The sequence below is a fragment of the Kitasatospora sp. NPDC088346 genome, assembly GCF_044740765.1.
Classification (GTDB): Bacteria; Actinomycetota; Actinomycetes; order Streptomycetales; family Streptomycetaceae; genus Kitasatospora.
Genome location: NZ_JBIURH010000002.1, coordinates 21,382 through 34,102, shown reverse-complemented (window position 1 = coordinate 34,102; position 12,721 = coordinate 21,382). Strand labels below are relative to the sequence as shown.

The 12,721-nt window shown below is 74.8% G+C and carries 11 protein-coding genes; 6 read left to right on the top strand and 5 right to left on the bottom strand.

All coding sequences use genetic code 11. The features are described 5' to 3' along the window. Nucleotides 1-55: 55 nt before the first annotated feature. Nucleotides 56-2,089, bottom strand: coding sequence for a helix-hairpin-helix domain-containing protein (locus ACIOFR_RS03855; RefSeq protein ID WP_400992182.1), 2,034 nt, complete (start codon nt 2,087-2,089; stop codon nt 56-58). Nucleotides 2,090-2,112: 23 nt separating this feature from the next. Next, nucleotides 2,113-3,093 carry an aldo/keto reductase gene (locus ACIOFR_RS03850; RefSeq protein WP_400992181.1) on the bottom strand — a complete coding sequence of 327 codons (981 nt, stop codon included), beginning with the start codon at nt 3,091-3,093 and terminating at the stop codon, nt 2,113-2,115. A 260-nt stretch (nt 3,094-3,353) separates the two neighbouring features. Between ACIOFR_RS03850 and ACIOFR_RS03845 the strand changes: the two genes are divergently transcribed. Then, the gene (locus tag ACIOFR_RS03845) at nt 3,354-4,400 is read left to right on the top strand and encodes an LLM class F420-dependent oxidoreductase (protein WP_400992180.1); all 1,047 of its coding nucleotides are present in this window, start codon (nt 3,354-3,356) and stop codon (nt 4,398-4,400) included. Between the two features lie 58 nt (nt 4,401-4,458). Here ACIOFR_RS03845 and ACIOFR_RS03840 read toward each other — a convergent pair whose 3' ends face one another. Next, nucleotides 4,459-5,436 carry a magnesium and cobalt transport protein CorA gene (locus ACIOFR_RS03840; protein WP_400992178.1) on the bottom strand — a complete coding sequence of 326 codons (978 nt, stop codon included), beginning with the start codon at nt 5,434-5,436 and terminating at the stop codon, nt 4,459-4,461. Nucleotides 5,437-5,544: 108 nt separating this feature from the next. Here ACIOFR_RS03840 and ACIOFR_RS03835 point away from each other — a divergent pair, with 108 nt between their 5' ends. The 4 genes from ACIOFR_RS03835 (at nt 5,545) to mshC (ending at nt 9,129) form a co-directional block, all read left to right on the top strand. Then, on the top strand, nt 5,545-6,288 hold the full coding sequence (locus ACIOFR_RS03835) for a histidine phosphatase family protein (protein ID WP_400992177.1): 744 nt from the start codon (nt 5,545-5,547) through the stop codon (nt 6,286-6,288). Between the two features lie 87 nt (nt 6,289-6,375). Further along, the gene (locus tag ACIOFR_RS03830; RefSeq protein WP_400992176.1) at nt 6,376-6,933 is read left to right on the top strand and encodes a DUF3090 domain-containing protein; all 558 of its coding nucleotides are present in this window, start codon (nt 6,376-6,378) and stop codon (nt 6,931-6,933) included. Nucleotides 6,934-6,962: 29 nt separating this feature from the next. Further along, nucleotides 6,963-7,787, top strand: coding sequence for an SCO1664 family protein (locus tag ACIOFR_RS03825; protein ID WP_400992806.1), 825 nt, complete (start codon nt 6,963-6,965; stop codon nt 7,785-7,787). A gap of 112 nt (nt 7,788-7,899) precedes the next feature. Further along, the gene (mshC, locus tag ACIOFR_RS03820) at nt 7,900-9,129 is read left to right on the top strand and encodes a cysteine--1-D-myo-inosityl 2-amino-2-deoxy-alpha-D-glucopyranoside ligase (protein WP_400992175.1); all 1,230 of its coding nucleotides are present in this window, start codon (nt 7,900-7,902) and stop codon (nt 9,127-9,129) included. A gap of 79 nt (nt 9,130-9,208) precedes the next feature. Here mshC and ACIOFR_RS03815 read toward each other — a convergent pair whose 3' ends face one another. Continuing rightward, the gene (locus ACIOFR_RS03815) at nt 9,209-10,270 is read right to left on the bottom strand and encodes a PAC2 family protein (protein ID WP_400992173.1); all 1,062 of its coding nucleotides are present in this window, start codon (nt 10,268-10,270) and stop codon (nt 9,209-9,211) included. A 270-nt stretch (nt 10,271-10,540) separates the two neighbouring features. Beyond that, a complete protein-coding gene (locus tag ACIOFR_RS03810) occupies nt 10,541-11,338 on the bottom strand; it encodes an SGNH/GDSL hydrolase family protein (RefSeq protein ID WP_400992171.1) in 798 nt (265 codons plus the stop codon). A gap of 142 nt (nt 11,339-11,480) precedes the next feature. Here ACIOFR_RS03810 and ACIOFR_RS03805 point away from each other — a divergent pair, with 142 nt between their 5' ends. Continuing rightward, a complete protein-coding gene (locus ACIOFR_RS03805) occupies nt 11,481-12,494 on the top strand; it encodes a LacI family DNA-binding transcriptional regulator (RefSeq protein ID WP_400992169.1) in 1,014 nt (337 codons plus the stop codon). Nucleotides 12,495-12,721: the final 227 nt, after the last annotated feature.

The window sequence follows — 12,721 nt, the reverse complement described above, 5'->3', positions numbered from 1 at the left end:
CCGGCGGTCCGGCCGACCTGCCGGCCGCCCTGGTCCCCGACGGCCGGCTCGCAGGCTACCCCTGCTCGGCGTGCTCGGCGAGGACGGCCCGCAGCCGGGTGCCGCGCGGCTGCGCGGGACGCTCGGCGACGGCCTGCGGCAGCGCCTGGCCGACGGCGTGGACCACCGACAGGTGGCGCTCCGCCCGGCCGAACGCGGTGTAGACCCACTGCCGGGTCAGGGTGGCCGCGGCGTCCTCCGGCAGGACGGTGACGACGGCGGCCCAGCGGCGGCCGACGGCCTGGTGGGCGGTGAGCGCCCAGCCGTGCCGGAGCCCGGCGGCCTGGGCGGGGGAGAGGGTCAGCCGCTCGCCGTCGGCCAGTTCGAGGTGCAGCCCGGCCGCGTCGCCGTCCAGGACCCGGCCGGGGCGGCTGACCCCGAGGGCGGGCGAGTGGACCACCCGGTCGCCCGGGTCGAAGCCGCCGAACCGGCCGGGCCCGGGGTTGAGCCGGGCCTTGGCCGCGGCGTTCAGCGCGCGGGTGCCGGCGCTGCCGCCGTGCCCGGGGGTGATCAGCACGGTGTCCTCGGCGGCGATGCCGAGCGCGCGGGGGATCGAGTCACCGAGCAGCTGCACCGCGCGGTGGACGGCCTCGGCGCCGTCCTTCGCCGCGAGGATCACCACCTCCTTCTCCGGTGCCTCGACGGTGAGCAGCTCACCGATGCCGATGCCGGAGACCAGTTCCCCGATCGGCCCGAAGTCGGGGGTGCGGGAGGCGACCACCGGGCAGAGCCTGCTCGCGGTCAGGTCGGCGAAGAACCGGCCCGGCCCGGCGGACCAGAGCTGGCCCGGGTCGCCGCTGAGCACCAGCCGGGTGCCGTCGGCGAGCGCCTCCAGCAGGGTGGCGGCCTGCTCGACGTCGAGCAGTGGGGCGTCCAGCACCAGCAGGAGGTCGAGGGCCAGCGTGCCGTCCGCGGCGCGGCCGGGGCCGGCGGTGCCGGAGAGCAGGTCGGTGAGGGTGGCCACCTGCCCGGCGGCGGGGGAGTCCGGGATCAGTGCGGCCATGTCCGCTCGGCCGCGGGCCGTCCAGGTGGCGGCCCAGGCGCGCAGGCCGAGGCCGTGGGCGGCGTCCAGGACGGCGGCCGGTTCCGCCCGGGAGGCCTCGCCGCCGGTGTGGACGACCAGGGCGCTGTCGGCGACGGCGCGCAGCAGGGCGGCGGCGGAGGAGGAGGGCGCGGCGGCGGCCGCGGCCGCCCAGGCGGACGGGCCGGGGGCCGCGGGACCGGCGGGGTGGGCGGAGTCGGCCTCGTCGCCGGAGCCGGCCTCGTCCTCGGTGGTGTCCTCGTCGGTTTCCACGTCCGCGTCCTCGGCCGTGGGGTCGGGGTCGGGGTCGGCCGCCTCGTCGGAGCCGGGATCGAAGGTGGAGAGCACCCGGACCAGGCCGTCGGCGAGGCTCTCCTCCGCCAGGGCGAGCCGTTCCAGGGCGAGCACCGTCCGGGTCGGCGGCTCCTCCTCGTCGTCGGCGCCGGGGCGGGTCGGGAGCTCCTCCTGGAAGGCCATGACCAGGCCGTCCACCACGACCGCCTGGAGGGCGGCGGCCGGGTCGGGCAGACCGAGCCGTTCCAGCCCGGTGGCGACCTCGCCGATCTCCTGGGCGGAGTGCCCGCGCAGCGCCGCCTGCTCCAGCAGCCACGGCACCAGGGCCGCGGCCCGCCGGGGGTCGCCCGGGCCGGCCTCCTGACCGAGCAGCCCGCGGGCGAACCCGTCCGCCTGCTCGGGACGGACGCCGGGGAGGGCGAGCACCGCCCACGGGTCGGCCCGCAGGGCCTCGGCGGCGTTCTCGCCGAGCTCGGCGACGGCGGCCGGGGCGAGCGCGGCCGGGGCGCCGCCCGCAGCCAGCACCTCGGCGGCGGCGCGCACCGCGGCGGCCCGCTGCTCGTCGGAGGGCGGGGCGCCGGCGTCGGCGTCGGAGGCCTCGGCGGGGGTGCCGGGGGCGTCCTCGGCGACGCCGCTCCGGCCGACCGTCCGGATCGCCTCCGCCAGCGCGGCCACCGCGCCCGCCCGCTCCTCGGGGGTGGTCGGTTCGGTCGCGCTGTTCGCCGCTTCGGTCATCGGTTCGCTCCTCACAGCCGGCGCTACAGCTCCGTCCAGCCCTGGTCCGGGTAGCGGCGCAGTGGAGCTGACACGTCGTCCAGCGCGCCGCGGATCTCATCCGGAAGCGTAAGGCTCTCCACCGACAGGGCCGCCAGCAGCTGGGTGGCGTTCCGGGCGCCGACCAGCGCACTCGCCACGCCGGGCCGGTCCCGGACCCAGGCGAGGGCGACCGCGAGCGGGCTGCTGGCGAGGCCGTCGGCGGCGGTGGCGAGGGCGTCCACGATCCGGCGCGAGCGGTCGCCGAGGTAGGGCTGGACGAAGCCGGACAGGTGGGCGGAGGCGCCGCGGGACTCCGGCGGCACGCCGTGTCGGTACTTGCCGGTGAGCACTCCGCGTCCGAGCGGGGAGCAGGCGATCAGGCCGAGTCCGGCGTCCCGGGCGGCGGGCAGCACCTCCCGTTCGATGCCGCGCTGGAGCAGGGAGTACTCCATCTGGGTGCCGGCCAGCGGGACCCGGTCGTGGCGGGCGCGCTGCCAGGTGGCGGCCTTGGCCAGCTGCCAGCCGCTGAAGTTGGACACGCCGACGTAGCGGGCGCGGCCGGAGGCGACCGCCAGGTCGAGGGCGTGCAGGGTCTCCTCGGTCGGCGTGGCGGGGTCGAACGCGTGCACCTGCCACAGGTCCACGTGGTCGGTGCCGAGCCGGCGCAGGGAGGCGTCGAGGGCGGCCAGCAGGTGGCCCCGGGAGCCGTCGAAGCGGCGGTCGGTGCCCGGCACGCTGCCCGCCTTGGTGGCGATGACCAGCTCGGAGCGGGGGACCAGGCTGTCGGTGAGCCGGGAGATCAGGTACTCGGCGCCGCCGTCCGCGTACACGTCGGCGGTGTCCACCAGGGTGCCGCCGGCGTCGACGAAGACCTTGAGCTGTTCGGCGGCCTCGTGTTCGTCGGTGTCCCGGCCCCAGGTCATGGTGCCGAGTCCGAGCCGGGAGACCCGGAGCCCGGTCCGTCCGAGGTGGCGCTGTTCCATCGGGCCGGCCTTTCGTCTGCTGACGAACTCGCAGGTCGGACAGGTTCCGCCCGCTGTCGCCCGAGCGTAGCGTCCACGCCCCCGGCCGCCTCGGAAAGACCCGCGCACACGCCGCGCGCGCCCCTTCGTCGCAGCGCGCAGCTCCTGCTGCGCGCCCTCCTCGTCCGGGTGACGCAGCACACACCTACCGGCCAGTAGCATGACTGCCGAAGGCAGGGCTACGCTCGCGCCACGGACCGACTGGAAGGCTTGGCACCCACATGCGACTCGGGATCAACCTCGGCTACTGGGGACTCGGCATGGACGCCGACAACATCGCCGTCGCCCAGGAGGCCGACCGCCTCGGCTACTCGGTCTGCTGGGCCGCCGAAGCGTACGGCTCGGACGCGGCCACCGTGCTCAGCTTCGTCGCCGCGAAGACCGAGCGGATCGACGTCGGCTCGGCGATCTTCCAGATCCCGGCCCGCACCCCCGCGATGACCGCGATGACCGCCGCCACCCTGGACACCCTCTCCGGCGGCCGCTTCCGGCTCGGCCTCGGCGTCTCCGGCCCGCAGGTCTCCGAGGGCTGGTACGGCGTCAAGTTCGACAAGCCGCTCGCCCGCACCCGCGAGTACGTCGAGATCATCCGCAAGGCGATGTCCCGCGAGCGCCTGGTCCACGAGGGCGCCAACTGGACGCTCCCGCTGCCCGGCGGCCCCGGCAAGCCGATCAAGCTGACCGTGCACCCCGTGCGCGAGCACATCCCGCTGTACATCGCCGCGATCGGCCCGAAGAACCTGGAGCAGACCGGCGAGATCGCCGACGGCTGGCTCGGCATCTTCTTCGCCCCCGAGCACGCCGCCCTGTCCGTCGACCCGCTCACGGCCGGCCGCGCCACGGCAGGCCTGACCCTGGACGGCTTCGACCTGTGCCCGACCGTCGCCATCTCGGTCGGCGAGGACGTCAAGGCCGCGGCCGACTCCCAGCGTTCCTACGCCGCGCTCTACATCGGCGGCATGGGCAGCAAGGACAAGAACTTCTACAACCAGCTCACCCGCCGGATGGGCTACGAGCAGGCCGCCGACGAGATCCAGGAGAAGTACCTCGCCCGGGACTACGCCGGCGCCGCGGCCGCCGTCCCGCACGACCTGATCGACTCCACCGCGCTGCTCGGCACCAAGGAGCGGATCGCCGACCGGATGCAGGCCTACGCCGACGCCGGCGTCACCACCCTCACCCTGGCCCCGGCCGGCTTCACGCTGGAGGAGCGGATGACCGCGCTGCGCACCGGCGTCGAGGCCCTGGAGCTGGCCGGCCTCGCCTGACGCGGACGCCGCCGGGCCGCCGGGGTCACTCCCGGCGCCCGGCGTGCCCGCGGGGCGCTCAGAGCCAGCCCGCCCGCTTGAAGGCCCGGTACAGCCACACGCAGACGCCCGCCATCACGGCCAGCACCGCCGGGTAGCCCCAGATCTGGTGCAGCTCCGGCATGTGCTCGAAGTTCATCCCGTAGATGCCGGCGATCATCGTCGGCACCGCCGCCAGCGCGGCCCAGGCCGAGATCTTCCGCATGTCGTCGTTCTGCTGCACGCTCACCTGCGCCAGGTTGGCGTTGAGGATGTCCGAGAGCAGCCGGTCCAGCCCGTCCACCAGCTCGATCACCCGGTGCAGGTGGTCGCCGACGTCCCGCAGGTACGGCCGCAGCGGCTCCGGCACGAACGGCACCTCGGGCCGCAGCATCCGGGCGGCCGGCTCCTGGAGCGGCAGGGTGGCCCGGCGGAACCGCATCACCTCGCGCTTGAACCCGTAGATCCGCTCCGCGACGCCGCGCGCCCGGCCGGGGGCGAAGACGTCCGCCTCCAGGTCGTCCAGCTCCCCCTGGAGCGTGGTGACCAGGTCCAGGTAACTGTCCACCACCAGGTCGAAGACCCCGTACAGCACCGTGGCCGGGCCCATCCGCAGCAGCTCCGGCTGCTTCTCCAGCTCCGCCCGCAGCCCCTTGAGCGGGCTGTCCGGTCCGTGCCGGACGGTCATCACGAAGGAGTCCCCGACCATGACCATCACCTCGCCGACGGTCATGCTGCGGTCGGCGGGGTGGTAGCCGACCGTCTTGAGCGCCATCAGCAGCAGGTCCTGGTACTCCTCCAGCTTGGGGCGCTGATGGGCCGTCACGGCGTCCTCGACGGCCAGCGGGTGCAGCCCGAACTCGGCGCTGACCAGGTCGAACTCCTCCTCCGTCGGGTCCGCCAGCCCTATCCACACGAAGCCGTCCCCGGCCGCCCGGGCTGCCTCCAGGGCATCCGAGAGGTCGTCAGGCCCCTCGGTGCGGTGGCCGTCCCGATAGACGGCGCAATCGACGATCATGCCGTCCATTCTCGCTCGCCCCGCGTCGAACGGCCGTCACATCCACGGAAAGCGCACGAGCCGGGCACCCGCTGCCACCCGCGCCCCGCACGTCGTACGCTTGGCCGCATGCCCACCCTGCTGCTCGTCCGCCACGGCCGTTCCACCGCCAACACGGCCGGCGTCCTGGCCGGCTGGACACCCGGCGTCGACCTCGACGGGACCGGGCGCGCCCAGGCCGCCGAGCTGCCCGCCAGGCTCGCCGGGATCCCGCTGGCCAAGGTCGTCACCAGCCCGCTGGAACGCTGCGGGCAGACCCTGGCACCGCTGCTCGCCGCCCGCCCCGAACTCGGCGCCGCCGAGCCGGACGAGCGGCTCGGCGAATGCCACTACGGCGACTGGACCGGCCGCCCGCTCGGCGAGTTGGCCAAGGAACCGCTCTGGCGGACCGTCCAGGACCACGCCTCGGCCGCCGCCTTCCCCGGCGGCGAGTCGCTGCGCGCGCTCAGCCACCGGACCGTGGACGCCGTCCGGGACTGGAACGACCGGATCGCCGCCGAGCACGGCCCGGACGCCGTCTGGGTCGCCTGCTCGCACGGTGACGTGATCAAGGCCGTGGTGGCCGACGCCCTCGGCCTGCACCTCGACCACTTCCAGCGGATCTCCGTCGAGCCCTGCTCGGTGACCGCGATCCGCTACACCGCGCACCGCCCCTACCTGCTGCGCCTCGGCGACACCGGCAGTCTGGTCTCGCTGGCGCCCCGGCCGGACCGCCCGACCGCCGACGAGGACGCGGTGGTCGGCGGCGACACCGGCGCACCCGCACCGGCCCCCGCGTCCGGGCCGGCACCCGAGCCCGCACCCGCGCCCTGACCCCACCCCACGCCGCACCCCGGCCGCGGTGCAAGCCGTAGGCTGGCCACAGACAGCCCCTGCCCGATCCCGATCCGGAGCGAGAGAGTGCCCCGTCAGGTCTACTTCTACGACCAGCCCGAGCGGTTCGTGGCCGGTACGGTCGGCCAGCCCGGCTCCCGGGCGTTCTACCTCCAGGCCAGCTCACGCGGGCGGATGACCAGCGTGCTGCTGGAGAAGACCCAGGTCGCGGCACTGGCCGAGCGCGTCGAGGAGGTCCTCGACGAGGCCCTGCGACGCACCTCCGGGTCCTCCGCGATCCCCGCCGTGGCCCCCGCCGACCTGATCGACACCGCCCCGCTCGACCTGCCGCTGGAGCAGGAGTTCCGGGTCGGCACCATGGCCCTGGCCTGGGACAGCGTGGACGAGTGCCTGGTGGTCGAGGCGCAGGCGGTGACCGAGGAGGAGGACGAGGAAGCCGCCCTGGAGGACGAGGAGAACGGCCCGGACATGCTCCGGGTGCGGCTCAGCGGGGCGATGGCCCGGGTCTTCGCCAAGCGCGCCCTCGACCTGGTCGCGGCCGGCCGCAAGCCCTGTCCGTTCTGCAACCTCCCGCTGGACCCCGAGGGCCACCTGTGCCCCCGCGCGAACGGCTACCGGCGCTGAACACCGAGCCGGACAGCGACGCCGTCCCGGTGACGGACCCGGCCACCAGCGCGGCCCTGGCGGCCGACACCGGCACCGCCCTGGACCTGCTGGGCTCCGGCGCGCTCACCGTGCACGGCCGGGTCACCGAGGCCTCGAACGCCGTGCTCTACTGCACCGCCGAGCTGGACGGACTGACCGCGCCCTGCGTCTACAAGCCGGTCGCCGGGGAGCGCCCGCTCTGGGACTTCCCGGACGGCACCCTGGCCGGCCGGGAGGTGGCCGCCCACCGGCTGGCCGCCGCCACCGGGTGGCAGCTGATCCCGCCGACCGTCCTGCGCGACGGCCCGCACGGCCCCGGCATGGTCCAGCTCTGGATCGAGCCCGACCCGGGCGCCCCCGAGCTGCTGGCCCTCCAGGACCCGGCCGGACCGGAACGGGGCTGGCTCCCGATCGTCCGGGCCGAGGTGGGCGAGGGCCGCACCGCGCTGCTGGTCCACCGCGACGACGAGCGGCTGCGCCGGCTGGCCGTGCTGGACGCCGTCCTCAACAACGCCGACCGCAAGGGCGGCCACTGGCTGCCCGCCGCCGACGGCCGGATCTACGGCATCGACCACGGGGTGACCTTCGCCGTCCCCGGCAAGCTGCGCACCCTGCTCTGGGGCTGGGCCGAGCAGCCGCTCACGGACGAGGCCCGCGAGGTGCTCGACCGGCTGGCCGCCGGACTCGACGGCCCGCTGGCCCGGGAGCTGGGCCCGCACCTGACGGCGGCCGAGCTGACCGCCACCCGGCAGCGGGTGGCCGCGCTGCGCCGCACCGGGCGCCACCCGCTGCCCTCGCCTGACTGGCCGTCGATCCCCTGGCCGCCGGTCTGACCGGAGTCGCCCGAGGTGCCCCGTTCCGCACCCGAAACGGTCGGAAGGCGATTCAAGCCGATCCTCGCGACTGGTTAGCCTTTCAAATGATCGCAAGGTTAGAGTCGGATCCATGCATTCCTGGCCCGCCTCCGAGGTTCCCGCCCTGCCCGGTCAGGGGCTTCCCCTGCGCATTCACGACACCGCCACGAGCAGTGTCCGAGAGGTCGCTCCCCAGGGGCCGACCGCCCGCCTGTACGTCTGCGGCATCACTCCGTACGACGCCACCCACCTGGGCCACGCTGCCACCTACAACACCTTCGACCTGGTGCAGCGGGTCTGGAAGGACGCCGGCCACGACGTCCTCTACGTGCAGAACGTCACCGACGTGGACGACCCGCTGCTGGAGCGGGCCGTCGCCACCGGCCAGGACTGGACGGCCCTCGCCGAGCGCGAGACCGCGCTGTTCCGCGAGGACATGACCGCCCTGCGGATCCTGCCGCCCGCCCACTACATCGGCGCCGTCGAGTCCATCCCGTGGATCGTCCCGCTGGTCAAGAAGCTGCTGGCGAGCGGCGCCGCGTACGAGCTGGACGGCGACGTCTACTTCTCGGTGGAGTCCGACCCGCGCTTCGGCGAGGTCTCCGGCCTCACCCGCGAGCAGATGCTGCCGGTCTTCGGGGAGCGCGGCGGCGACCCCGAGCGGCCCGGCAAGAAGCACCCGCTGGACGCGCTGCTCTGGCTGGCCGCCCGCCCCGGCGAGCCCGCCTGGGACACCGAGCTCGGCCACGGCCGCCCCGGCTGGCACATCGAGTGCGTGGCGATCGCCCTGCAGTTCCTCGGGATGTCCTTCGACATCCAGGGCGGCGGCACGGACCTGTCCTTCCCGCACCACGAGATGGGCGCCGCGCACGCCCAGGTCGCCACCGGCGAGCACCCGTACGCCCAGGCCTACGTGCACGCCGGCATGGTCGGCCTGGACGGGCACAAGATGTCCAAGTCCCGCGGCAACCTGGTGTTCGTCTCCGCGCTGCGGCGCGAGGGAGTCGACCCGGCGGCGATCAGGCTGGCGCTGCTGGCCCACCACTACCGCAGCGACTGGGAGTGGACCGACGGGGACCTGGAGCGCGCCGTCGAGCGGCTGGCCCGCTGGCGCGCGGCGGTCTCCCGGCCGGACGGGCCGTCCGCCGAGGGCCTGCTCGCCGAGGTCCGCGCCGCGATGGCCGAGGACCTGGACGCGCCGGCCGCGCTGGCCGCCGTCGACCGCTGGGCCGCGCTCCAGGCCGAGACCGGTGGCGAGGACATCGGCGCCCCCGGGCTGGTCTCGCGGACCGTGGACGCGCTGCTGGGCGTCGCGCTGTAGGAACCCGGCACGGCACTCGACGCACCGACGCCGGAGGGGGCGTCAGGACCTGGTCCTGACGCCCCCTCCGGCGTCGCGTTCAGCCCGTGGCGCCGTCGCCGTCCCCGTCGGCGCGGTTCTCCGGCCGGTCCTCGGGCTCGTCGCCGGCCCTGTCCTCGGCCGTTCCCCCGGCCGTGCCCTCGGCGGTGTCGTCGGACTTGGCGTCGGCCTTGTCCTCGGCGGACCTGACCCCCGGTTCGGGGTCGGCCGGGCGCTCGGCGGTGGCGTGCCCGGCCACCGGCTTCTCCCCGGTCGGCCCGAGGTTGTCGCGCCGCCGCAGGTAGCGCTCGAACTCGCGGGCGATCGCGTCGCCGGAGGCCTCCGGCAGCTCCGCGGTGTCCTGGGCCTCCTCCAGCTGCTGCACGTACTCGGAGACCTCGCTGTCCTCGGCGGCCAGCTGGTCCACCCCGAGCTGCCAGGCCCGGGAGTCCTCGGCCAGCTCGCCCGGCGGGATCCGCAGGTCGAGCAGGTCCTCCAGCTTGTTGATCAGGGCCAGGGTGGCCTTCGGGTTCGGCGGCTGGGCCACGTAGTGCGGGACGGCGGCCCAGAGCGTCACGGCCGGGACCCCGGCGTGCGCGCAGGCCTCCTGGAGCACGCCGACGATGCCGGTCGGCCCCTCGTAGCGGCTCTCCTCCAGGTCGAGCGTGCGGGCCAGCGCGGCGTCCGAGGTCACCCCGCTGACCGGGACCGGCCGGCTGTGCGGGGTGTCGCCGAGCAGCGCGCCCAGGATCACCACCAGCTCGACGCCCAGCTCGTGCGCGAAGCCGAGCAGCTCGTTGCAGTACGAGCGCCAGCGCATGCTGGGTTCGATCCCGCGGACCAGGACGAGGTCCCGGGGTTTGGGCTCGGTCACCCGGACCACCGAGAGGCGGGTGGTCGGCCAGGTGATCCGGCGGACCCCGCCGTCCAGCCAGACCGTCGGGCGGTTGACCTGGAAGTCGTAGTAGTCCTCTGCGTCGAGTGCGGCGAACACCTTCCCGCCCCAGGTCTCGTCGAGGTGTCCCACGGCCGCGGAGGCCGCGTCACCCGCGTCGTTCCAGCCCTCGAAGGCGCAGACCATCACCGGGTCGATCAACTCGGGAACGTCCTCCAGCTCGATCACCCAGCGTCTCCCTCCATCGGTCAGCCGCCGCCCCCGTCCGGTGCGCACCGGCTGGCCGGCCGCCGACTGTTCAACTCACCCGTGGAACGCCCCGTTCCACGGTCCCTACCTGCCCAGCCTACGGTCTTTGATACCTGCCCCGGCCGGAGGGAGAGAGCCTATCCGAGGGCACCTGGGGCGGTGCGGAATTAGGTCCGGTCCGGTCGGTCCTGTCGGATCGGCCGGCCCGGGCCCGGACCCCGCGGCAGCCCGCACGGCGGCGGGGGCGGTTCACCCCGCGAGCGCCGCGGTGACGGCCGGGAGGTAGCCGTCGGACTGGCCGCGGGCGGTGGGGTGGAAGGACTCCCACAGGTGGGTCAGGACGAACCGGGTGATCCACTCCTGGCTGCCGCCCGAGCAGACGCCGTGGCCGGCGAAGGCGGGCCGGACGTCCGCGAACTCGAAGCCCTGCTTGGTGGCCTGCTGCTCGATCAGCTCGTCCAGCCGGTCGGTGAGGGCGTTGAAGCGCACCCGGCGGGGTTCGGTGCCGATGATGCAGACGGTGCCGGTGTGCAGCAGGTGCGGGTAGCCGGTGACCACCACACGGGCCGCCGGGGCGGCGCCGCGCACCTCGCCGTAGAGCGTGGCCAGCCGGTCGGGCAGCTCCTCGCGCAGCCGGCGCTCGGTCTCGTCCAGCGCGCGGTCGCAGCGGCTGTCGGTGGTGATCGGCTGGAGGCAGGCGACCACCCCGTCGGCGAACCCCAGGTCGTTGCCGCCGACCGTCAGGGTGACCTCGGTGGCGTCGGCCGGAACCCGGGGCAGCTGGTCGCGCCGGACGTCGTCCACGGTGGCACCGATGCAGGTGACGTCGACGAAGGCGTCCGGCCGATGCGCGGCGGCCCACAGCGCGGGGTAGGACCGGGTGCTGCGGTGGCAGTCACCGCTCGCGGCGTCGTACGCGCCCGCGGCGACCCCCGCGGCGTACGAGTCGCCGAGGGCGGCGTAGCCCCCCGTGGCCGCGGCCGCGGGCGGGGCGCCCGCCAGCAGCAGCGGGAGGGCGACGAGGGCGGCGAGCAGGCGGTGGCGCACGGGTCTCTCCGGAGGTGCACGGGCAGGCCGGACGGCCTGCGGTTCGACCACGGATCGTAGTCGATCGAATGCGGAGGGTGTGCGTGTCTCGATGTGCAAATCAGCGCAAGCCGTTTGCGTGATCTGACGTAGACTCGCCGACATGACACGACGACTTGCCGAGGTGGCCAAGAAGGTCGGGGTGAGCGAGGCGACCGTCAGCCGGGTGCTGAACGAGAAGCCCGGCGTCTCCGAGGCGACCAGGGCCGCGGTGCTGACCGCGCTGGACGTCCTCGGCTACGAGCGGCCCACCCAGCTGCGCGGCGAACGGGCCCGGCTGGTCGGTCTGGTGCTGCCCGAGCTGCAGAATCCGATCTTCCCCGCGTTCGCCGAGGTGGTGAGCGGCGCGCTGGCCGGCCAGGGCTTCACGCCGGTGCTCTGCACCCAGACCGCGGGCGGGGTCTCCGAGGCCGACTACGTGGACCTGCTGCTGGAGCAGCAGGTCTCCGGCGTGGTCTTCTTCGGCGGCCTGTACGCCCAGGGCGACGCCCCGCACGAGCACTACGACCGGCTGGCCGAACGCAGCCTGCCGACCGTGCTGCTGAACGCCGCCATCGACCACCTGGACTTCCCCCGGGTCTCCTGCGACGACGCCGTCGCGGTCGAGCAGGCGATCGGCCACCTCCGACAGTTGGGCCACCGCAGGATCGGCCTGGTGCTCGGCCCGGCCGACCACGTGCCGTCCCACCGCAAGCTGGCGGCGGCCCGTGCGGCGATGGCCAGGGCCGGTCTCGACCTGCCCGACGAGCACGTCGAGCGGGCCCTGTTCAGCCTGGAGGGCGGGCAGGCGGCGACCACCCGGCTGCTCAGGCGCGGGGTCACGGGTGTGGTCTGCGCCTCCGACCCGCTCGCGCTCGGCGCCGTCCGGGCGGTCCGCCGGGCGGGGCTGGCCGTCCCCGACGACGTGTCGGTGATCGGCTACGACGACTCCTCCTTCATGATGTGCACCGATCCGCCGCTGACCACCGTCCGGCAGCCGATCGAGGCGATGGGCCGGGCCGCCGTCGAGCTGCTGGTCGGGGAGATCGCCGGGGTCAAGGTGACCCACGACGAGTTGCTGTTCGAGCCGGAGCTGGTGGTGCGCGGCTCGACCGCGCCGGTGCGCGAGCGGGACTGACCGCGGCGGGCCGACGGGCCCTCGCCGAGCGGGCGGGCACTTCGGTGCCCGCCCGCTCTCGTGTGTCCGGGCGCGCTCGGGGCCGGGTCGGCGGGCGGCTCCGGATCCGGGTCCGGACCTGACGGGCGATCTGATGCCGGGGCGGTACGGGCCGTTGACATGCCCGTAGCCCCTCTGTAGCTCTTGGCTGCCATCGCGCAAAAATTGTACAGATCTACGTCATTTTC